Here is a 21746-nt window from a genome sequence, read left to right as displayed (position 1 = left end):
GGTTTCCCTCCCGTCTCCTTTAGCCTTTTTCCTTCATATGAGGGTCCAGCACGTCCCGCAGCCAGTCGCCCAGGAAAATCACGCCAAGCACCGTAATCGTAATTGCCAGCCCCGGAAACGTGGCTACCCACCAGCTGGTCGCGATATATTGCCTTCCATCACTGAGCATGCCCCCCCAGGACACCGCCGGAGGCTTGATGCCCAGCCCCAGGAAGCTGAGGGAAGCTTCCGTAATAATCGTCGTCGCCACATTCATCCCGGAGAGGACAATGAACGAAGAGAGGATGTTGGGCAAGATATGCTTCAGCACAATCCGCCCGTTCTTCGCGCCCACCGATCTGGCCGCTTTGACGAAATCCCGCTCTTTGATGCTCAGCACCTCCCGCGCACGACCCGGGTGTAGGACACCCAGTTCGTCACCCCGATGACGAAGATCAGCGTAGTCAGTCCTGGACCGACCACAGCGAGTACAACGAGCATGAACAGAATTGTCGGAATCGCCATAAAAGAGTCCGCGACCCGCATAATCACCGCATCCACCCATTTGCCGTAGAAGCCTGACAACAGCCCGAGCACCGCGCCGATCAGCCCTGAGACGAGCACCGCCCCGATGCCGACGATAAGCGAGACGCGCGAACCGTAGACGATCCGGCTCCACATATCGCGGCCCAGATTATCCGTGCCCAGCCAGTGGGCGGCAGAACCGCCGTCCAGCCACATCGGCGGCTTCAGCCGGCTCAGCGGGTCAATCGCCGAGGGGTCCTGCCCTGCCAGCAGCGGTGCAAGCAGCGCTGTCAGTGTGACGAGCAGCACCAGAACAGCGCCGAAGGTGCCGGTCTTGCTGCGCAGCAGCCTGTTCCAGCCCAGACCGAATCCGGACGGCTTATGTGCCACAAGTTGCGCATCGCTGGCCGTATCCAGTGACCCACCCGGAGTAGACTCTGCCATAGCACGTTCCTCCCTTCTTAATCATATTTAATCCGCGGATCGAGCAGCCGGTACGCCACATCGGTCAGAATATTCGTAACCACCACGATAAAAGCAATCACAAAGACGGCCGCCTGCACAATCGCCATGTCATGCGTGTTCACTGCAACGACCAGCAGCTGGCCGAGGCCCGGCCAGGCGAATACCGTCTCCGTAATCAACGCTCCGCCGATCAGGCTGGTGAACTGCAGGCTCATAATCGTCACCACCGGAATCATCCCGTTGCGAAAAGCATGCTTGCCCACAACCCGCAGCTCCCGGATGCCCTTGCTGCGCGCGGTGCGGATGTAGTCCTGGTTCAGAATGTCCAGCATGCTTGAGCGGATCAGCCGGGTCATCTGTGCGGCCAGACCCACGCCCAGCGTGAAGGCGGGCAGCACCAGATGGGCAAATCCTCCGCGCCCCGATACCGGCAGCACGCCGAGAATCACCGAGAACAGCAGAATCAGCATGATGCCCATCCAGAAGTTCGGCATCGCCTTGCCGATGACGGAGACCCCGGAAATGATCAGATCGGTGAACGTATTGCGCTTCACCGCAGAAGCCACACCGAGCGGAATCGCCAGCAGAACAGCGAACAGCATCGCGGAGGCGGCCAGCTCGAAGCTGGCCGGCAGCCGCTCCAGCACCAGCGGCAGCGCCGATTCCCCGTAGCGGAACGAATTGCCGAAGTCCCCTTGCAGCGCACTGCCCAGGAATTTGACATATTGGGTCGTGAGCGGCTGATCCAGCCCCAGCGCCTGAGTCAATGCCGCCCGGTCGGCGGCGGTGGCCGTCTCCGGCAGCATCAGCGCTACGGGATCACCCGTAACCCGGACTAGCACGAATACGATCAGGGAGACAATCAGCAAGGTCGGGATGACCTGCAGCAGGGATTTGACGATATATTTTAGCAAAGTTGATTCACCTCCAGCCTCATCCAAGCATCACTTCTGAAAAGGACGGCCGGAACCTGAAGTCCAGGTCCCAGCCGCTCTTTTCCCTACTATCTAGTTCGCAGGCGTAATTTCCTCTGCATAGAACATTTCGTCGCTTCTTGGTGTGAAGGTCACACGGGCATCGGTCCCGTAGATTCCTTCCATTTGGAACAAGTACACGGCCGGACGGTCATCCGCCAGAATCTGCTGCACCTGCTTGTATTCCTCTTCACGCGAGGCCGGGTCCATGTTCACCAGCGCTTGCTGCAAGAGCTTCTCGATTTCCGGATTATTGTAATCCGTCTCGCCCTTCGCTTCTTCCGCCAGATAACGGTTGTAGTTGTTGGAAGCATCGAACAGCGAGTTGCCGATCCCTATCATGAAGATTTCTTTAAAAGACTTCGAGCTGTAACGCTCGCTGAATGCACTCGGCTCCAGCACATCCAGATTGACCTTGAAGCCATTCTGTTCCAGCATGGCGGCTACCACTTCGGAATACTCTTTGTACTGCGACGATACGGAGATCGTCAGTTCCGGACTGCCTTCGGCATAACCGGCTTCCTTAAGCAGTTCTTTGGCTTTCACCTGGTCATACAAACTTTGCTTGTAGAGAGAAGGATCGGCCCCGAAGTTGCCCGGAGTTACCGAGGTGCGGGTGACAATACCGGCACCGCCGGCAATGCTGTCCACAATGCCTTGCTTGTCGATCGCCAGATCAATCGCTTCTCTGACTTTGGGATCGGCGGTCGGACTGCCTTCCGTCTGACGCAGGATCAGTTGCAGTACACGCTGGATTGGCGCTTTGACAATTTGTTTATGATCGGTATCTTCCACGCGTGCTACATCGGTGGAGGGAATTCCGGCAGCAATGTCGATGCCGCCGGCCAACAGTTCAGATACACGGGTGGAAGCTTCAGGAATGGCGCGGAAGACCACTTCATCCCATTTCGGCGCTCCCTCATAGTAATTCTCGTTCTTCACCAGCTCAACACGGTCATCCTTGGTCCATTTGCTGAATTTGTAAGGTCCGGTACCGACCGGCTGCTTCAAAAAAGCATCGATACCGTTCGCTTCAATATACTTGGAAGGCAGGATGCCCGCTCCCATCTTGGACAAGCGGTTCAAGAGCAGCGGGTCCGGCCCGTCGGTAATAACATCGGCGGTAAGCTCATCGACCACTTTGACCTCCACAATGTTTTTGAAATAAGAGCTCTGCTTGAGCGCACTGTCCTTGGCTACACGTTCAATCGTGTATTTCACATCTGCTGCAGTAAACGGATCTCCGTTATGAAAAGTTACGCCTTCACGCAAGTGGAAGCGCCAGGTCTTGTCATCCACCTGTTCCCACGAAGTCGCAAGTCCAGGCACCTTCTTCTGCTCGCTGTCATTCTTCAGCAGGTAGTCGAACACATTGACCAGCACCGATTCGCTGACCGTATTGTTGTTGTTGTGCGGATCAAAGCTCTCAATATCCGTGGTATTGGCAATCGTCAGCACTTTGCTGCCGGAATCTGCCGTATTGCCGCTTGCGGGCGCCGGGCTCTCTGCCGCATTCCCGCTACTTACGTTATTGCCTCCACAGCCGGACAACACCACTGCCGCTACCAGAAACGTTAATAAGCCTGTAGTCCATTTACGCTTTGTCATCTCTTCCACTCCTTATATCTGTTCTATGCTCGGTTCACAAAATTCAAAGCCAGCGCCGACAACATCGCGACCCCGTAAGGGAGCGTCGTTTCATCCAGATCAAACTTCGGATGGTGCAGCGGATAACGGGTACTCTCGTCAGCACTCCCGGATCCCAGTCGAAAGAATACCCCCGGAACCTGTTCGCAGTAAAAAGCAAAGTCTTCGCCGCCCGTGGACGGCTTAATGTCATTCCATACCTTTCCGCCCAGCAGCTGCTCACTGGTCTGTGTCATCAGGTCCACCATGGCCTCATCGTTCAGCACGATCGGATAGCCTGTGCCATAGCTCAGTTCATAACCTGCTCCGAAGGAACTGCATACGCCGGAGACCACCCGCTCAATAAGGGCCGGCATTTGGGAACGGACGCCTGCGGACAAGGTGCGTACCGTACCTATCATCTCAACTTCCGGGGCCAGCGCTGCGCCCATGTAGCCGCCGCTGATTTTGCCGATGGTAATCACGACCGGCTCCAGCGGATCAATCATCCGGCTCGGGATATTCTGGAGCGCCGAGATCACTTGGGCAGATACCGCAATGGCATCCACGCCTTCCTGTGGGCGGGCGGCATGTCCACCCTTGCCGAGGATCTTGATGGTCAGGCTGTCCGCCGAAGCAAACGCTACTCCCTTGGAGACGCCGAAGGTCCCTGTATCCAGACCCGGGAACATGTGCAGTCCGGCCATCGCATCTACCTTGGGATTCTCCAGTACGCCATCCTTAATCATTTCGCGCGCTCCTGCCAGTCCTTCTTCTGCCGGCTGAAAGACAAATTTAATATTACCTGTCTTCGGCCGTCCAAGTCCTGCCAGCAGCTGTGCCGCCCCCATCAGAATGGCGGTATGCGCATCATGCCCGCATAAATGGGCCTTGTCCGCCACCTCCGAAGCATACGGCACGCTCTTCTGATCCTGAATCGGGAGAGCATCCATATCTGCCCGCAGGCCTATCGTCGGTCCTGGTGTCTCCCCTCTTAAGAGTCCGACTACTCCGGTACGTCCCACACCTGTGGTCACTTCCAGCCCCAGACATCTAAGGTGAGCTGCTACTATGGCCGAGGTCCGCACCTCCTCATAGCCGATCTCGGGATGACGGTGAAAATCTCTGCGCCATGCACTCAGCTGCTCTTGGAGCGGCCGTGCTGCTGCGAGTAGTCCGCTGATGTTCATGAATGACTGTCCCCTTCCTCATCTACAGCTATTAATCTGGCATAAATCGCATGTGCCGAATTGCCGATATGGCGGCTCATCATGTCCCGGGACAACTCCCGGTCATGTGATTGCAGCGCTGCAAGAATCTCCATATGTATTCCATAATTCAGCGACCGGATTTCTTCGTCGTACGGCATCAGATCCAGCGCCGGGTTAATCTTGGTGCGGATCTGCCGGACGGCTGCTTCATAATACGGATTGCCCGATGCCTTCGCAATCGTCAGGTGAAACTTCACATCCAACGCCCGGAACCATTCCCGTGTGCAATCCGGCTCCATGCTCTTGTCCAGATAGCTCCGAAGAAGCTCAAGTTCGCCTGCGGTGATCCGCTCAGCAGCGAGAAAAGCGCCTTCCGGCTCGATGATCGTCCGGTATTCGAACACTTTCAGCATCAGTTCCCAATCGCGCTTGATCTCTGTCCGTGTGCGCTTGTGGGAATTGGCTGTAACCGGCAGCACGAAGGTGCCGCCCTTCGCTCCCACACGCTTCTCGATCAAGCCTTTGCTCTCCAGCTCAGAGAGTGCTTCGCGCACGGTAATCCGGCTGACATTGAAGATTTCGGCCAATTCCCGTTCGGTGGGGAGCCGCTCTTCACTGAGCAATTCTTTTAGAATAATCGCTTCCTCCAGCTGCTCCCGGATGAACTCACTCACCTTCTTGGCGGTCACTTTCTCGAACCGCAAATGGGATTCACTCGACATTTCATACACTCCGATCTATATATGGTCTAGACCTTATACCATTAAATATAATCCCCAGTAAACATATATGCAATAGTTTTTTTGTTTTCTTTCTTATTTTCCCGTCCTATAATCTGTACCTAGGATGGGTGACGGTTTTTCAACTAGCTGTACCGTGTTGTTAACGGCAGACTTTATCTCCAGGCAATAAGAAGAAACGGCTTCGCCGTCCTCTGCGAAGCGTATGCTTCCGAAGCAGCGATACTACGTATCGCTTTCAGGCATCCGTTTCTGCGAGAAATAGAAGGATGAATTATAGTGTAGAACATATAATTTCTTATATTTCAGCAATAATCCATGTCGAGTGACATGGGCCGGGCCTGCAACAGATCTGCATATATCTGTACATGCAATCATCGCATACGGCTCTGTTCTTTGATCCTCTGCTGCGTTTTAGGGTTACTGATTAGGTTCCCTTTCCTTCTGTGTTACTCGCCGCCTTCTGATCCAACACCGTTGGTTGCCTATAGTTCAGGTGCTTCGAATGTCGTAGGGTCCTAAGCTTCAGAGGTTCTTACCCGGCCATGCTCCTCTGCCCATGATAGTCACCTGCTGCCCAATATGCCTGCAATTCTAGTTATTACTTAGTTCTCTCTGATGTAGAAGGCTATGTGGGTGCTTCCAGAGAAATTAGATGCAAAAGTGCATTTAATTTCGGCTCAAAACCAAAATCAGCGGTTGCCCCTTTGCGAAAACACACCTAATTTAGGATTTTGAGCGTAATAAGCTTGCTCTACTCGAATTTAGTTGCAGATTTGCACTTATTATCCTTATAATGGGCGTTTCGGCTGAAATTAGTTGCAGTTACGGTTACTACTTAGGTCCCCTAGCCCTCTTCGCTCGTAACCCTCGCTTCGATTTCAGACGGTTGCGGACTCAGGAGCCTCTATTTGCTGTACATAGGCCGTTTTGCAGGATTAACGGACCCAGGAGCCTCTATATCACAGAAAACCCTCGCTTTTGAGCCTGTTTTGACGACTTAGGGGCTATACGGTCCGTAAGACGTCAAAAGATCGCTGATAGGAGGAAATAGGGGCTATACGGTCCGCTAGAATGCAGGTTACCTAGTTCAAGGGCTTGGAGTGTCGCAGGGTCCTAAGTAGTAACCAGTTTCGCATCTAATTCCACCGAAGGTTCCAGGGCAACACTCTAAATCCTGGCTGAATCCTAAGCAGTAACGAAATGTGAGAATAAGCCTCTCTTCCTATAGCGGAAGAGAGGCTTATTTGATGAGGTCTAATATGACCTATCCTGTCTTCCATGTTTAAACGCCGTTATTATGTAGGATGAGCCATCCTCAGATGGCTCATAGGAAACAATGTAGCGGTCAAGACGAATATAGTAAGTGTTCTTATAGTTACGTGACGGGAACAACTTTCCTGGCCGAAGAATCTTTTCTTCAATCCGCATGAACTGCTTTAATTTATACTCTGCTGTTCCCTGTGGTGAGAAGTGAATGCTTTCGATCTTGGAAAAGCTCTGAGCCGCACGTTTGGTCCAGACTACCTGCATCACAGTTCTCCGTTTCTTATCATCTCGATCATTTGCTGCCGAAGCTGATGAAACGCGTGTTTTTTATATTCTGACGCCAGTTACCTGGCTAAACCAACTAGTGTGTGAAAACGATTGTACTCACGTAATCAGACAGCTAAAAATTTAGAAATATAGCCCAAAATATGCATTGACCAAAAAAAGATTGCAGCCTATAATCATGAAAAGGGAAAATTCATTGGATATGGATCTATATGGTAATGATGAATTCCCTCCGATCTCAATTGTAAACGCATACAAGTGTATTTTTATATGAAATACTGAGGGGGTGATCAATGGATCCAAGATAATCGGAGATTTATTCTTTTTTTATTTTTTTCGCAAACGTTTGCACGCTGTAATTCTACAAAAATGATTAGGAGGTTGTTAACTTGGTACAGAAAAAAACTAGGCGTTTTGTTTCTTGGGTGATCATTTTTGCGCTATGCTTTAGCTTGCTCGGGTTATCCGGCGGGGCTTCGGCCAGCAACACAAATTATACGGTCACCTATACAAATTCCACAGCAACTGCTGTGACACTGCATTGGTCCTCGAATAACTGGACAAATATTACGGACACGGCCATGTCCAAGAATGGGACCACGTTTACAGCGAACATCGATGTCCCAGAGGGCACCACATTAATATATTGTTATCACATTACGGCTCCAACGGATTACTGGGATAGCAATGGCGGGAAAAACTGGACGGCCGTTATTCCGGTTGCCGGGAAATACGAAGCCGAAAGCGCAGCCTTATCAGGAGGCGCAAAGGTAAATACGAATCACACTGGATATTCGGGAACCGGTTTTGTTGATGGATACACAGCGTCCGGAGCAACTACAACTTTCAACGTTCAGTCTTCCGGTCAAGCTGATTATAATGCCACTCTCCACTATGCGAATGGGACTGGCAGCGCCAAGAAGGTCTCCATTTACGTCAATGGAACAAATGTAAAACAGACAACATTGGCAACGTTGGCGAATTGGGATACATGGGGTGACCAAACAGAAACACTCTCCTTACAGGTGGGGAATAATACCATTGCCTACAAATACGACTCAACTGACAGCGGAAATATTAATATCGACTATGTGACCGTCTCACCGGGTGGAGCTACTCCATCACCAACGGCATCGGCAACACCCACAGCTACCGCAACACCCACAGCTACCGCAACACCTACAGCTACCGCAACACCCACAGCTACCGCAACACCTACAGCTACCGTAACACCTACAGCTACCGTAACACCTACAGCTACCGTAACACCTACAGCTACCGCAACACCTACAGCTACCGCAACACCTACTTCGACGCCAACCGGGTTAACGGTTCATGTTAAGAAACCCTCAAACTGGAACTCAGCGCTCCGAATTCATTACTGGAGTCTGAGTCCTGCAACCGTTCCGATAAGCGGAGCCTGGCCGGGAATCCTGATGAAGTCGGACGGCAACGACTGGTACAGCTATACCATTCCCGAAGCCACTGGCGCAAGCCTCATCTTTAATGACGGCAGCGGCAAACAGACGACCGACTTGTCCCGAACTGTGAAAGAGGGCTGGTATTATACGGATAACGTGTGGTATGATGCCAACCCGGAAAGGCCCAAAATTCCGCTAATTTCCGTCTCCCCTCTGCCGAAAACATACGATTCAATCCAAACGGTGAGGCTTTCCAGTACCAACAGCGACGATAAAATTTACTATACGACAGATGGCTCGACACCTACGACATCATCGACCTTGTATACCTCGCCCATCCAGGTAGCTTCCTCATTGAACATCAAGGCCTTTGGTGTTAACTTACTTGGTCAAGCGGGAGATGTCGCCTCATTCGCTTATGTGATTGACCTGAACGCCGATCTGCAAGCTCCGGTAATCACTGCGAATTTGCCTGCTGGGAATTCGGAGTCCTCAGTTACCGTATCCTTCAAACTGAAAGATAACAAGGCGGCAACTACTACGGCCTACTACACCGATGATGGTAAGGAACCATCTACCAGCTCTAAAGTCTATATCGCTGGCAATGCAATGGCTGGCTTAACCGGTCCGTCCATTCTTATTTCCAAGACTACGACTTTGAAATTTCTTGTTATAGACGGCGCCGGCAATCAAACTACACAGAATTTTATCTACAACATCGGGAAGTCGGGCGATTTCCGGGAAGACAGCATCTACTTCGTGATCACTTCCCGGTTCTATGATGGTGATCCGAGCAACAACGTGCGTGCATGGGATGACAACAAGGCGAGAAATCCGGAATCGGACCCAGCTTGGAGAGGGGATTTCAAAGGGCTGATTCAAAAGCTTGATTACATCAAAGCCCTCGGATTCAGCGCCATCTGGATTACACCTGTTGTGGAGAATGCGAGCGGTTATGATTATCATGGTTATCACGCTATCAATTTTGCCAAAGTAGACCCAAGGTATGAATCGGCAGGCGCTTCCTATCAGGAGTTGATCCATGCGGCCCATGCCAAGGGGCTGAAGGTTATTCAGGATATCGTCGTCAATCATACCGGTAATTTCGGTGAAGAGAATTTGTTCCCCATGTTCAAGAAAGATGAGACCAAGCCGGACACCGTTAACAACATGCTCAAAATAACGGATAAGCTGCCGTCAAACTATGATTCCATGACACCCGACCAGCAATATCAGGCAAGACTTGCCTTAATGAAGACAGCTGAGACGAACAATAACATTTACCATACAGAGAAAAGTCTTTCCTGGGAATCTTATACCGTACAAACAGGACAGATTGCAGGAGACTGCGTGGACCTCAACACGGAAAATCCTGCAGTTGACCAATATCTGATTGACACCTATAACCAATATATTGATATGGGTGTTGATGCTTTCCGTGTCGATACAGTGAAGCATGTGAGCCGGTATATTTTCAATAAATACTTTGTTCCTGCCTGGAAGACAAGAGGCGGCTCAGACTTCTTTATCTTTGGTGAAGTAGCCACCCGCTACAGAGATGTTTGGAACAGCGGGATTCCGGCAATTTCGACGCCATTTTATACTTGGAAATCTTCGAAATCGTATCCAGGCGATGTCACAAATGATTACGCTTCTAATAAAGCGTCCGTTGAACAGGAGTGGGCAGACAACTCTACTACAGCAGGACAGCCAACCTCGAACAATGCTTACTTAATCGGCAATACCTATCATGCTCCTGACTATTCGATGAAATCGGGTCTGGATGTGATTGATTTCCCAATGCATTGGGCATTCAAGACAGCGCAGGAAGCATTCAGTATGAGAAGCGGCGACCAATACTATAACGATGCTACCTGGAATGTAACCTACATCGACTCTCATGACTATGCACCTGACCAGGCTCCGGAAAATCAGAGATTTGCGGGTACACAGGATACTTGGGCTGAGAATCTCGCTCTGATGTTCACTTTCCGGGGAATCCCCGCCATCTTCTATGGTTCTGAAATCGAATTCCAAAAGGGGGCCGTCATCGATGTAGGTCCAAACGCACCGCTTAGCACAACAGGCCGTGCTTACTATGGCGATCACATTGAGGGCAGTGTTACGGTACAAGATTACGGCAGATACACCAATGCTACCGGCACACTTGCGGATTCGCTCAACTATCCTCTGGCCAAACATATCAGACAGCTCAATTTAATCAGAAGAGCAGTTCCTGCTCTGCAGAAAGGTCAGTATTCTACAGAGAATGTAACGGGCAACCTGGCGTTTAAGAGAAGATATACCGACAGCGCCAAAGGCATTGACAGCTTTGCATTGGTTACAATTTCGGGGAATGCGACTTTTACTGGAATTCCGAATGGAACTTACGTGGATGCGGTGACCGGCGATTCCAAAACCGTTACTAACGGCACGATCACCCTGACATGCTCCGGCAAAGGAAATGCAAGAGTGTATGTATTAAACGGCCGCGGCGGAATTGGAGAAACGGGAACCTACCTGAAGTAAACTGCTGCCTGTTTTAGTAAAACGAAGCAGTCTCAGTTCAGTATTCCACTGATGCGATAAGTCGTAAGCGGCCGCCCCGCCATGCAGCAAAAACTCCTCTACAGAACTTGTGGTTAGACAAGTACTGTAGAGGAGTTTCATCATTCAGGCTTCTTGGTGTTGTTCCTGCGCCCCAGTAATGACAGAAACGATACTCTTCCGCAATTCGGTCGCATTTGACGCCTGATACGGATCGGCATCGAAAATAATAGCATCTGCAATATACCCTTCTGCAATCTGCCCCAATTCGTAGCCGCTTCCCAGTATCTCAGCAGCGCTTTTCGTGGCAGCGTGCCACGCTTCAGTTCGGGTCAAGCCGTATTCCATCAGCGTATCCAGCTCTTGAAGGTTGTACCCATGAAGTGCCGGGGTTGCATAATCCGTACCGAATCCAATGCGGACCCCTTCTCTCTGGGCATAGCCAATCGCTCTAGAGTGGGCTTCTGCAGCGCGGGTGGCCCGGTCGCAAATGATCGGGTTCAATGCCAGTACGCCTTTTGGATCTGCGGCAATCCGATAAATCGAGGTTGTAGGCACAAAGGCCGTTGCGGATTGTGCAAGTCTGCCCGCCTGATCCCCGGTCAGAAACATGCCATGCTCAATGGATCTCACTCCCGCATCGATAGACCAGTCTACCGTCACTCCGCCCCAGGTATGAACCAGAACTTTTTTATGATGAGCATGCGCATGGCTGACAATGAAAGAGAATTCTTCCTCTGAAAAAATCGGTTCAAGCACTTTTTCAGTAGGTGCTCCAAGGCCGCCTGTTGCCATAATCTTGATCCAGCCAGCCCCTGTATCAAAAATTTCTGCCATCCGCCCTTCCAAATGCTTAATCCCGCGGGCATCCGCTGCTCCAAGCATATCGCTGCTGGTCTGTACCCTTAAAGGCTGCCCATAGTGCTGCACGAGATGCTGCACTGTGCTTGGCAGAATCCCGCCTGCATCGCGCGCCGTCGTTACACCCGTCCGAAGCGTAGCTTCGAACGCCCCAGCCTGCATGACTTCTAGCTCATGGCTGCTGCGTTTCAATTGGTCCGCATGGTCAAAGTCCGTCCAAGCCAGATGCGTATGAAGATCAATAACCCCCGGACTTATCCATAAATCCTGGCCTGGATGAGCGGGCTGATCATTATGCGGCTCCGCTTCAACTATAGATGAGAACCGGCCAGCCTTAATCGAAAGTTCAAAGCGTTTCCCGTCAATACCTGCTATAAAAATAGAATTGAAGACATGCTCCTCAGGATGTTTGTTGATCATGTTCATTCCCCCCAAACCAACTGGATAGCCTTCAATGCATGATCAGGGTCCTGATTCAACAGCCCAGCAAGCGTTGTAATGGCTTCTTCCACACTTCGCCGGCAAGCATTCGCTCCAAAATGGTTAATCCGCAGAAGCTGGCCGAATAGTTCTCCGTCTCCGGGAGCCACGATACCGATAGGCTGACCGATACGCAAGTTCGGCTCCCCGGAAATCCGAACCGTCGTAGTCAGCGTAGAATAGTGTTTACTATCCTTCTGCCAAGGCTCCAGACCCAAGGCTTTGATGCCGGCAATGGCAGAGGCTGCAGCAGATTCATGGCGCTTAATTACCTGTTCCAATCCTTCTTCCTCGATTGCTGTCAATGCTGAGATCAGCGCTCTGGCCTCCAGCGTTGGAATGTTGGGCGATACACGTACCGGCGTTGTCCCATTCTGTGACGGTTTAAGATCCAGCAAGGACAGAATGGAATTGCGCGGAGCATTCTCATTGGTTTCGAGGAATTCCCAGCCGCGCGGTGAAATGCTTACGGCGCTGACGCCGTTAGGCCCAGCCAAGGCTTTCTGGGCGCCTACAGCTACGAAATCTACTCCCCATTCATCAACCGGCAGGGCCTCTCCCCCAACCGCCGAAACGGAGTCTGTCACCGTAACGAGGTTAGCACCCTGCGCAAGCTTTATTATTTCTTTGGCCGGATTCGATCCGCCTGTAACCACTTCAGCCTGAACAAAGGAAAGCGCACACGGTTTAAACCTTTCAATCGCCGCAGCGACCTCCTCGACAGTAACCACTTCATCAAAAGGGACCTTAACTTCAACAACCGTCGCCCCGCCGCGTTCAAGCCATTGTCCAAATAAACTTCCATAAGGGCCTGTGACTATATTTAAAATCGTACGGCCAGGCGCAGATATCCCCGCTGCCACCGCCTCAATTCCCAGGATCGCCTCACCGGGAATGATGACTGGGGAATGCCCAGTACTCAAGAGCCTTGAGAGTAAACGTGTAAGGGTATCGAACTCAGACAGGGAAAGCGGTATAAATCCTTTATGTTCTCGGCTCATATAAACCTCCTGATAGAATTGACTTCGGCATTTTCGGGACTGCGGACAATAACTCACGGCTGTATTCCGTTTCAGGGCGGGTGAAGAATTGATCCTTGGAGCTGATCTCAACCAGCTTTCCCTGCCGCATGACTGCTACCGTATCGCTGATTGCATGAATTACCCCCAGATCATGGGAGATGAACAGCATGGTAAGATTAAGCTCTGCTTTGAGCGTGTTAAACAGTTCGAGCACACTCCGCTGTACGGATACATCCAAGGCGCTGGTCGGTTCATCCGCAATCAGAAGACTCGGCTCAACACTTAATGCGCGTGCAATCGCTATCCGCTGGCGCTGACCGCCGGAGAATTCGTGAGGATACCTGTCCAATGCTTTGGCTTCCATGTGAACACGGCTCAAAAGCTCTTTACATCTCTTCTCGACCTCCGTGCTGCCGACAATTTTGTGAAACAGAAGCGCTTCAGAAAGAATCTGCCTGATGGAATGCTTGGGATTCAGCGATGCATCCGGATTTTGAAAGATCATCTGAATCATCTTGCGCTGCTCACGGCTTCTCTTCTTGTTTAATGCTTGTGCTCCCAGCAGAATCTGCCCCTCATCAGGGGTGATCAACCCGGCAATGACCCGCGCCAGCGTGGATTTGCCCGAGCCGGACTCTCCAACAAGGCCAAGGGTGGTATGCTGTTGTAGATTCAGATTAATACGATCCAGTGCAGTAAACCCGCCATAATGAACCGTCAGATTGTTAACTTGCAAGGCTAACTCCATGGTTGTCCGCTCCCTTCAAGCTCCGGCAAAGGAAGCACCGAGTTAATCAACATCTGTGTGTAAGGATTGTGCGGGTTCTGCAGAATGCTAAGGGTATTGCCATGCTCAACAATCTGGCCCTCTTTCATCACACACAGTTCAGAGCACAGGGCGGCTGCAATCGCAAGATTATGGGTAACAAATACCATGGCAAAGCCCAGTTCATTCTGTAGACGGGTGATCGTTTCGATAATTTGCCGCTGAACGGTAACATCCAGCGCTGTTGTCGGCTCATCACAGAGAAGAATTCCCGGCTTGCATGCCAGTGCCAAGGCGATGACTACCCGTTGACACTGACCACCCGATAGCTGGCTCGGATAGCGGTCCGTTTTCTTTAAAGAATCAGGAAGTCCAAGCATTTCGAGCAATTCCAGCGCCACTATGCGCGAAGCTTTCCGGCTTACTTTTTGTCTATAATATACAACTTCTGCAAGCTGCTTGACCACCGGACAGAGCGGGTCCAGCGCACCTCTCGGGTCTTGAAATACCATAGCGCTGCTTACGTCACTCTTAATGACTCCACCTGTCTGTTCAACACCACGTGGAAGTAATCCCAGAATCGAACGCAGCGTAAGCGATTTTCCTGAACCCGATTCGCCTACTAATCCCAGACTCTCCCCTTTGCCCAGCGAAAAGCTAACATTGTTTACTAATTTTTTATTTGATTTGGTTGCCAGTGATAATCCTTTTATTTCCAAAATCGGGCTTGTAGAAATCATTTTTTCCTCCATAAGTCTGCCAACCCATCTCCTACAAGAGACAACGCAATTCCCGTGTATACCACTGCGAATCCCGGAACCGCCGAGAGCCACCAAGCTGTAGTTATGAAGGATTGTCCATCCGAAATCATGGTCCCCCAGTCCGGGGTTGGCGGTGCAATGCCGATGCCAAGATAACCGAGTGTAACAATGGCCACAAGAAGTCCGACCATATCCGTCATAAGAACCACAACCGCTTGAGGCAGTATATTGGGCAGGAGATGACGAAGGATAATTTTCACTCCAGGCAGCCCTAAGGTCTGAGCGGACGCTACCCATTCCTGCTCGCGAAACGATGCGCTAAGACCTCTGACTACACGGGCAAACACAATCCAGCCTACAAGCATAAATGTGATATAAATGCCCCGTTCACCTGCTCCGCTGGCAAAAGCCACGATAATCACGATCAGATAAAAAGGAAAAGCGATAAACGTATCCGTCAGCAGTGTAATGACCTTATCGACCCATTTCCCGTAATACCCCGCAAGCATTCCCAGAAATACACCGGTGCAGAATGGAACAATTTCCGCCAGCACCATGATACTCAAATCGGTTCGCGCAGCATAAATCAGTCTCGTAAACAAATCACGTCCCAATTGATCCGTCCCCAGCCAATGTTCGGCAGACGGGGGTTGCAAAAAGGCGCTCAAATTCTGCTCTGAAGGGTCGTAAGGACTAATAAAAGGGATGAATACAGCCAAGATAATAAGCACTGCAAACATAATGCTCCCCACCAGAAGGGAAGGCGTATTCCTTATTCGATGGAGAACACTTGTGTTCCTGCCGTCCTCAAGCAACATAGGTTCTGTTCTTATACGTTTCATTGTTTTCCTTTCGTTCTGGGATCAAGCCACCAGGAAGTGATTTCAATCAGGAGGCTGATGATCACAACAGATATCGCACAATAAAGCGCTATGCCTTGAATGACCGGGAAATCCCGATTCGAAATTGAAGTAAACAGCAAGCTGCCAATTCCCTTGATGCCAAACACCTGTTCAACGACCAGGGTACCGCCGATAAGATAAGAAATATTTACACCAAGCAGCATCAGGGTCGGAAGCGCAGAGTTACGCAGCACATGCTTAAACAGAATTACCCTGCTTGGTAATCCCGCAGCCTTCAATGTGACAACAAAATCGGATTCCAATATTTCAAGCATCTGCGCTCTTAACGAACGGACCAGCGTTGGAATCTGGGAAAAGGCGACGGTAATCGCCGGAAGGGTAAGACTGTACAAGGTACCCGTCCACCCTTCGCCTACACCCCCAACGGGAAACCAGTGAAGACGGACACTGAACAGCAGAATCAAAAGCATGCCAACCCAAAAGATTGGCATACCCAAAGTTATTGTAGGAAAAATACGTATCAAATGATCCGGCAGCTTATCCTTGTGCGTGGCTGCAAGCGTAGCGAGCAGAAGTGCAATTATGATTGCCAAAATACAGGCCATCCCAATAAGCAGCAAGGTAATGGGCGCCCGCTCGGCAATCAGCACTTTGGTAGAAGTTCCTGCAATAATAGAATTGCCGGTATCTCCCTGTGTGAGCAGCGTCTTCACAAACCGGATGAATTGTTCCCATAAAGGGAGATCCAGCCCGAGAGTATGATGCATACTCTCGAGGGCCTCAGGCGTGCTGTATTCTCCCAGAATCATTTTGGCGGGATCCCCAGGCACGATTCTGATAATAAAAAAGACTGCTGTCACTACAAAGAGGATAACTGCCAAGGCTCTTAACAGAGCTGTCCCAAGCCAGCTGTAAGATGTATTCATTCCTGACGATTGGCTCAACGGCTTACTTCTCTTCATCATTTACCGATACGGACTTCTTCAAAACGAACGCTGCCGTTAGGTAAAACTACGAGACCATCCACTGAAGAACCTACGCCTTTCAGAATATCCGGATAATATAGCGGAATGTACGGCACTTCATCAGCAAGAGTTTGCAGCAGCTTGGTGTAGATTTCTTCACGTTCCTTGCCATCTGGTGTTTTTTGGCCTTCATATAGAAGCTTAGTCACTTCATCATTCGTGTAATGGGTCCAGTACGATTTACTGAAGCCTTCCGGATCGGTTTGGAAAGCAATAATCGAGTTCGCTTCGGGAGAATCGGCTTGACCGCTGTTGAGCATGATTGCAAAATCATAGGCGAAGAAACGCTCACGGAAAGTGGCCAGTTCAATCGATTCAATCTCAATGTTGATCCCGATCGCTTTACCCGCTGCCTGGATAATTTGCGCCTCTTGTGCTCTTGTGCCGTTGCCGGATGCTACAAGCAATTTTGTAGTGAATCCATTAGGGAAGGCAGATTTGGCAAGCTCTTCCTTGGCTGCAGTTATATCGAAGTTCAGTGCCTTAATTGTATCATTCGCATGATATGGAATCGTTGTCGGCAGCAATGAATTTGCAGTTTGTGCATATCCAAAGGTAAGCGCCTTAGTCAAGCCTTCACGGTCCAGTGCCAGAGCGAGCGCACGACGGACATGCACATCAGAGAAATACTTGTCCAGCGTATTGAAGAACAATTGCTCTGTTACCCAACTGCCATTGGTTACTACTGTAGTGTCAGGGCCTTGCTTGATTTCATCAGCATTTTGCAGAGCCAAAGATTCAATAGCATTAACTTCCCCGGCCTTCAGCTGGTTGATCGCCTGGCTGTCGTCTTCAATCAGCTTGTAAACAAGCTGATCAATATATGGCTTTCCTTCTTGCCAATAGTTCGGGTTCTTGGTGAAAGTCAGATCGCCTGCAGGGTCCCACTTTTCAACAACGAAAGGTCCTGTACCTACCGGTTTCTTGAAGAACTCTTCTTCGGTAACACCGCCGAAATTGTTCGGAATGATACCATTGGAGAAGTTGGACAGCTCGGAGATAAACGGTGTATAAGGCTCCTTAAGCGTAATAACAAACGTTTGTTTATCCTGCGCTTTAGTCGTATCGACCTTTGCCGCTATCGCCAGCGGGCCGCCAACCTTCAAATGCCGCTGTAACGAGAATACCGCATCCTCCGCAGTAACATCAGTGCCGTTCGAAAACTTCAAGCCGTCACGCAATACAAACGTATATGTCAAACCGTCTTCACTGATGTTATGGGACTTGGCAAGCCAGTCCACGATTTCGCCCTTGCTGTCAAAAGCAACTAAGGATTCAAATACCTTGTCAATGGCAAAGGCATTGTTCGACGTAATCTGATTATGCAAATCAAGTGACGTTACGGAAGCCGGCCGTCCATAGACGAAGGTTCCTCCCGCCGCAGGCTCTTCCGTATTTGCACTCTGATTAGCTTCTTGATTCGTGTTTTGCTGAGCGCCTTTATTAGGATCAGGTTCATTCTTGGAATTGGAGCATCCTGCAACCACCAACAATAATAGAATGGCTAATGTTCCTATCCAAAATGACTTTCTAAATGATGCGTTAAACCGTGACATGACTGACCCTCCCCTTCAAATCATATATGTTTAGTATGAATTGTATTATGGAGGCTACTGTCTACTCTGTCAAACAAAAAATTATTGTTATAACGGAATCAAAACTAATTTATCCAGCCCAGGAAATGTATCCGTTTTATTTGGTAATAAATCATCTGACTACTCGATTTTCCCGCCCTCCACCACAAGCTGATCGCTATACCCTTCACCGTAGACTTCGTTCAAGGTTTCTTTATAGGCCTGATGAATAAACTGTTCTTTGCCGAGAGAATCAAGCTCTTTGTTGATCCAGTTGAGCAGTTCGGCATTTCCCTTTGCAACCGCTGGTGCGATAGTATCCTGACCGCCAAAAGCAGGAATGCTGACTGTAAAACCAGGATTTGAATTTGCCCACGCGATCAATTCAGTATTGTCGTTCGCGATCGCAGCACCGCGGCCATCTTTGAGTGCGGAGAATATTTCCGTGTATTGATCAAATTTCAGCAATTCAATCTCAGGATACTCCTTGGTGAAATAGGTTTCCGCCGTTGTTCCTTTGGCTACGATCAGCTTCTGTCCTTTCTCCTTCAACTGGTCGATTGAAGTGATCGGCGCACTGTCAGGAGATACAACACCAAAGGACAGCTTCATGTAAGGACTGGCAAAGTCCACCTTTTCTTTTCTTTCATCTGTAACAGTAAAATTAGCCATAATGATATCAACTTTATTGGATTCCAGATAGGCAACACGGCTTGCCGCATCCACCAGAACAAATTCAGCCTTTGATTCTTCCCCAAGCAGATCCTTTGCGAATCTCTTCGCAATGTAAACATCAAACCCTTGATTTTTACCTTCGGAATCCACATAGCCAAATGGAGGCTTGTCGGCGAATACACCAATTCTGAGTTTGTCTTTTTTCTTCAGCTGTTCTATAGATGCAAATTTGGAGGAGTCCGTTTTTGTTCCTCCGTTGTTATCAGAATTTTCGCATGCGGTTATTCCCATTAGTAACATACTTGCAGCTATGAATCCCATCAATAATTGTCTGCCTTTTCTCATCCTTCTTCATCCCCTGTTTCTATAGTTTATTGTACTGAAATATATTTAGAAAGTGCTGTGCACGTTCTGTCGCGGGTTGAGTAAAAAACTGCTCCGGTGCAGCTGCTTCACATACCTTGCCTTGATCCATGAATACGATCCGGTCCCCAACGGACTTGGCAAACCCCATTTCATGCGTCACAATAATCATTGTCATTCCCTGTTTGGCAAGACCCAGAATAACATCAAGGACCTCACGCACCATTTCGGGATCAAGCGAAGCTGTCACTTCATCAAATAAAATGATATCCGGGTTCATGCTTAGAGCTCTAACGATTGCGATTCGCTGCTTTTGGCCTCCAGACAGCTGCCGTGGATAATCATGCTTGCGATCTAGCAGTCCGACCCGGTCAAGTAGTTGTTCTGCCTGCTGCAGCGCCTCCGGCCTCTCTCTCTTCTGTACCTTCAGGGGTCCCAGCAGAATGTTATCGATAACCGTCATGTGTGGAAAACATTCATAATTTTGAAATACCATGCCGATATGCTGGCGAAGTTCCCGCCAATTCACACCAGCTTCTGTAAGATTCTGACCGCGATACTGTATATTACCGCCTTGGACCGGCTCAAGGCCGTTAAGACATCGCAATAACGTGCTTTTCCCGCAGCCTGAGGGACCCAGAATTACGATCACCTCTCCTCTTCTCACCTGCAGATCAATTCCGTTCAAAACTTGCCTGTCTCCAAAAAACTTATTAATTCCCTTTATATCCAGCAAGATTTCACCCGTCTGTGCCATTTCTGCCGTTCCTTCCTTAATCCCTAATTTCCCCATTTATGTTCGAATCTCTTCGAGAGCTTCGACAATGGATAACATACCAGAAAATACAGAATAAAAATGAAGCCGTACACCCAAAATGAGGAATTTGGTGCTTTAATTACGCCAAGCTCAATGATTTGCTGTCCAATCTTCACTACTTCAATTACACCGATGAGGACAACCAGCGAGGTGGTCTTGACCATTCGGGTAGCCAAGTTAATGGAGCCTGGCAGCATTCGGCGTACAGCCTGTGGAATAAGAATATACCGGTACAGCTGTCCACTGCTTAGTCCAAGCGCCTGCCCCGACTCCACCTGATGTTTCGGCATGGATTCCAGCGCTCCGCGTACAATATCTCCAATCTCTGCTGCCCCCCACAGACTAAATACAAGGATCGCAGTGGCTTCCCCACTGATGTCGATTTGAAGCAAAGGCGAGAAACTGAAATGCGCCACATACAGCCAAACCAGGATCGGAATAATCCGAAAAGCTTCAAGGTACAGCCTTAGCACAAGTCTTAAAGCTTTGGAATCAAAGGTTCGGAGTAGACCCATAACTATCCCTAATAAGGTCCCGATTATAATGGAAAGAAAAGATATTTCAATGGTGACCAGCAGTCCTCCCAGCAGACGTTGAAAATTTGATCCTTCGAACAAAACCTCAATTCCCAAATTCGGCATGTCGCACCTTCCTTTCCACCCAACTCAGCAGCAGCGATAAAGGCAGGACCAGCAACAGGTAAGCCAACACCAGGAGAAGAAGCGACTCCGCTGTTTTGTAATGCATGCCAATTAAATCTTTGGCTACATTCATCAAATCCATTAAAGCGATGGCTCCTACAATTGAAGTTTCCTTTAGCAGAAAGATTGCGTTTGCTCCCAGAGAAGGAATGCTGATGGCAAGTGCCTGCGGAAGTATTACGTATCTCGCCAGCTGTATTTTGCTAAGTCCAATACTAAGACCCGATTCAAGCTGTGATTGGCCTACCGCCTCAATTCCGCTTCTGAAGGCCTCTGTCATATAGCTGCCGCCAAGAAAGGTCATACCCACAATTGCACAGGTGAATTCGCTCATCTGAAGTCCTACTTTGGGCAACCCGTAATACAGGAAGAACAATTGAACAAGCAAGGGAGTATTTCTGGACAATTCAACATAGGCCCTTATCGCTCCGCTAATGCCTTTGACCTTATAGAACAACACCAGGCTGAATAAGAGTCCAATCATAAGCGAGAACAAAATTGAGATGAAAGCCAATCTCACCGTCAACCACATGGCATCCCCGTATAAGGGTAAACTTTCAATCATGAAATCCCAGTCTAAGTTCATTTGTACAACCTTCCGTTTGACAGAATAAAACTGCAACACTACCCGTTGTATATAGAGCAGCAGAAAACAATTAACAAACAACTCTATTGGTTTACTAGAGTGATTTTATATTAAAGCTCACATTATGTGATATGATCTATTTCACATTATTCCAACCAGTTAACTATACATTAGTTTCACCTCACAACATGGCAACAAAAAACCAGCAAC

17 protein-coding genes and 1 pseudogene are annotated in these 21746 nt (G+C 49.5%); 1 reads left to right on the top strand and 17 read right to left on the bottom strand.

From position 1 onward, the window contains the following. Positions 1–19 precede the first annotated feature (19 nt). The 6 genes and pseudogenes from B9T62_RS11470 to B9T62_RS41750 form a co-directional block, all read right to left on the bottom strand. Positions 20–948: pseudogene (locus B9T62_RS11470) on the bottom strand (ABC transporter permease). Positions 949–965: 17 nt separating this feature from the next. Then, positions 966–1883, bottom strand: a complete 918-nt coding sequence (locus B9T62_RS11465; protein ID WP_087915379.1) for an ABC transporter permease — start codon at positions 1881–1883, stop codon at positions 966–968. Positions 1884–1976: 93 nt separating this feature from the next. Beyond that, positions 1977–3551: an ABC transporter substrate-binding protein gene (locus tag B9T62_RS11460; RefSeq protein ID WP_087915378.1), complete on the bottom strand. Its 1575-nt coding sequence runs from the start codon at positions 3549–3551 to the stop codon at positions 1977–1979. A gap of 23 nt (positions 3552–3574) precedes the next feature. After that, positions 3575–4759 carry a M20 metallopeptidase family protein gene (locus tag B9T62_RS11455; RefSeq protein WP_087915377.1) on the bottom strand — a complete coding sequence of 395 codons (1185 nt, stop codon included), beginning with the start codon at positions 4757–4759 and terminating at the stop codon, positions 3575–3577. Continuing rightward, on the bottom strand, positions 4756–5502 hold the full coding sequence (locus tag B9T62_RS11450; protein ID WP_087915376.1) for a FadR/GntR family transcriptional regulator: 747 nt from the start codon (positions 5500–5502) through the stop codon (positions 4756–4758). The genes B9T62_RS11455 and B9T62_RS11450 overlap by 4 nt, the downstream gene beginning before the upstream one ends. 1275 nt (positions 5503–6777) lie before the next feature. Then, positions 6778–7053, bottom strand: a complete 276-nt coding sequence (locus B9T62_RS41750) for a type II toxin-antitoxin system RelE/ParE family toxin (protein ID WP_087915375.1) — start codon at positions 7051–7053, stop codon at positions 6778–6780. Positions 7054–7463: 410 nt separating this feature from the next. Here B9T62_RS41750 and B9T62_RS11440 point away from each other — a divergent pair, with 410 nt between their 5' ends. Next, positions 7464–11024: an alpha-amylase family glycosyl hydrolase gene (locus B9T62_RS11440; RefSeq protein WP_087915374.1), complete on the top strand. Its 3561-nt coding sequence runs from the start codon at positions 7464–7466 to the stop codon at positions 11022–11024. A 144-nt stretch (positions 11025–11168) separates the two neighbouring features. Here the strand turns inward: B9T62_RS11440 and B9T62_RS11435 are convergent, their stop codons facing one another. The 11 genes from B9T62_RS11435 to B9T62_RS11385 form a co-directional block, all read right to left on the bottom strand. Beyond that, a complete protein-coding gene (locus B9T62_RS11435; protein ID WP_087915373.1) occupies positions 11169–12323 on the bottom strand; it encodes an amidohydrolase family protein in 1155 nt (384 codons plus the stop codon). Positions 12324–12325: 2 nt separating this feature from the next. Next, complete coding sequence (locus B9T62_RS11430; protein WP_157685574.1) at positions 12326–13384, bottom strand: aminotransferase class V-fold PLP-dependent enzyme; 1059 nt, start codon at positions 13382–13384, stop codon at positions 12326–12328. Further along, positions 13368–14153 carry an ABC transporter ATP-binding protein gene (locus tag B9T62_RS11425; RefSeq protein WP_087915372.1) on the bottom strand — a complete coding sequence of 262 codons (786 nt, stop codon included), beginning with the start codon at positions 14151–14153 and terminating at the stop codon, positions 13368–13370. Before B9T62_RS11425 ends, B9T62_RS11430 begins: the two co-directional genes overlap by 17 nt. Then, the gene (locus B9T62_RS11420; protein WP_087915371.1) at positions 14144–14911 is read right to left on the bottom strand and encodes an ABC transporter ATP-binding protein; all 768 of its coding nucleotides are present in this window, start codon (positions 14909–14911) and stop codon (positions 14144–14146) included. Before B9T62_RS11420 ends, B9T62_RS11425 begins: the two co-directional genes overlap by 10 nt. Further along, entirely contained in the window at positions 14908–15750 is an 843-nt protein-coding gene (locus B9T62_RS11415; RefSeq protein ID WP_281257767.1) for an ABC transporter permease, read from the bottom strand. The genes B9T62_RS11420 and B9T62_RS11415 overlap by 4 nt, the downstream gene beginning before the upstream one ends. 20 nt (positions 15751–15770) lie before the next feature. Beyond that, positions 15771–16760: an ABC transporter permease gene (locus tag B9T62_RS11410; RefSeq protein WP_245864420.1), complete on the bottom strand. Its 990-nt coding sequence runs from the start codon at positions 16758–16760 to the stop codon at positions 15771–15773. Continuing rightward, a complete protein-coding gene (locus tag B9T62_RS11405) occupies positions 16757–18376 on the bottom strand; it encodes an ABC transporter substrate-binding protein (RefSeq protein ID WP_087915369.1) in 1620 nt (539 codons plus the stop codon). The genes B9T62_RS11410 and B9T62_RS11405 overlap by 4 nt, the downstream gene beginning before the upstream one ends. Positions 18377–18535: 159 nt before the next feature. Beyond that, the gene (locus B9T62_RS11400) at positions 18536–19414 is read right to left on the bottom strand and encodes a cysteine ABC transporter substrate-binding protein (protein ID WP_087915368.1); all 879 of its coding nucleotides are present in this window, start codon (positions 19412–19414) and stop codon (positions 18536–18538) included. A gap of 19 nt (positions 19415–19433) precedes the next feature. After that, positions 19434–20189, bottom strand: a complete 756-nt coding sequence (locus B9T62_RS11395; protein WP_087920230.1) for an amino acid ABC transporter ATP-binding protein — start codon at positions 20187–20189, stop codon at positions 19434–19436. Positions 20190–20212: 23 nt separating this feature from the next. Next, entirely contained in the window at positions 20213–20890 is a 678-nt protein-coding gene (locus B9T62_RS11390; RefSeq protein WP_087915367.1) for an amino acid ABC transporter permease, read from the bottom strand. After that, positions 20871–21536 (bottom strand): amino acid ABC transporter permease, encoded by a 666-nt coding sequence (locus B9T62_RS11385; protein WP_087915366.1) that lies wholly within the window; start codon positions 21534–21536, stop codon positions 20871–20873. Before B9T62_RS11385 ends, B9T62_RS11390 begins: the two co-directional genes overlap by 20 nt. Between the last annotated feature and the right edge of the window lie 210 nt (positions 21537–21746).

Origin of the sequence: Paenibacillus donghaensis (assembly GCF_002192415.1) — a bacterium.
GTDB classification, from domain to species: domain Bacteria; phylum Bacillota; class Bacilli; order Paenibacillales; family Paenibacillaceae; genus Paenibacillus_AQ; species Paenibacillus_AQ donghaensis.
The sequence above is the reverse complement of the archived record's forward strand: the minus strand, read 5'-3'. Positions and strand labels throughout refer to the sequence as shown.

Excerpts from the sequence above, each read along its gene's own strand:
- B9T62_RS11460 (WP_087915378.1), bottom strand. The coding sequence starts at position 3,551 with ATGACAAAGCGTAAATGGACTACAGGCTTATTAACGTTTCTGGTAGCG.
- B9T62_RS11455 (WP_087915377.1), bottom strand. The coding sequence starts at position 4,759 with ATGAACATCAGCGGACTACTCGCAGCAGCACGGCCGCTCCAAGAGCAG.
- B9T62_RS11450 (WP_087915376.1), bottom strand. The coding sequence starts at position 5,502 with ATGTCGAGTGAATCCCATTTGCGGTTCGAGAAAGTGACCGCCAAGAAG.
- B9T62_RS41750 (WP_087915375.1), bottom strand. The coding sequence starts at position 7,053 with ATGCAGGTAGTCTGGACCAAACGTGCGGCTCAGAGCTTTTCCAAGATC.
- B9T62_RS11435 (WP_087915373.1), bottom strand. The coding sequence starts at position 12,323 with ATGATCAACAAACATCCTGAGGAGCATGTCTTCAATTCTATTTTTATA.
- B9T62_RS11430 (WP_157685574.1), bottom strand. The coding sequence starts at position 13,384 with ATGAGCCGAGAACATAAAGGATTTATACCGCTTTCCCTGTCTGAGTTC.
- B9T62_RS11425 (WP_087915372.1), bottom strand. The coding sequence starts at position 14,153 with ATGGAGTTAGCCTTGCAAGTTAACAATCTGACGGTTCATTATGGCGGG.
- B9T62_RS11420 (WP_087915371.1), bottom strand. The coding sequence starts at position 14,911 with ATGATTTCTACAAGCCCGATTTTGGAAATAAAAGGATTATCACTGGCA.
- B9T62_RS11415 (WP_281257767.1), bottom strand. The coding sequence starts at position 15,750 with ATGTTGCTTGAGGACGGCAGGAACACAAGTGTTCTCCATCGAATAAGG.
- B9T62_RS11410 (WP_245864420.1), bottom strand. The coding sequence starts at position 16,760 with ATGATGAAGAGAAGTAAGCCGTTGAGCCAATCGTCAGGAATGAATACA.
- B9T62_RS11405 (WP_087915369.1), bottom strand. The coding sequence starts at position 18,376 with ATGTCACGGTTTAACGCATCATTTAGAAAGTCATTTTGGATAGGAACA.
- B9T62_RS11400 (WP_087915368.1), bottom strand. The coding sequence starts at position 19,414 with ATGAGAAAAGGCAGACAATTATTGATGGGATTCATAGCTGCAAGTATG.
- B9T62_RS11395 (WP_087920230.1), bottom strand. The coding sequence starts at position 20,189 with ATGGCACAGACGGGTGAAATCTTGCTGGATATAAAGGGAATTAATAAG.
- B9T62_RS11390 (WP_087915367.1), bottom strand. The coding sequence starts at position 20,890 with ATGCCGAATTTGGGAATTGAGGTTTTGTTCGAAGGATCAAATTTTCAA.
- B9T62_RS11385 (WP_087915366.1), bottom strand. The coding sequence starts at position 21,536 with ATGAACTTAGACTGGGATTTCATGATTGAAAGTTTACCCTTATACGGG.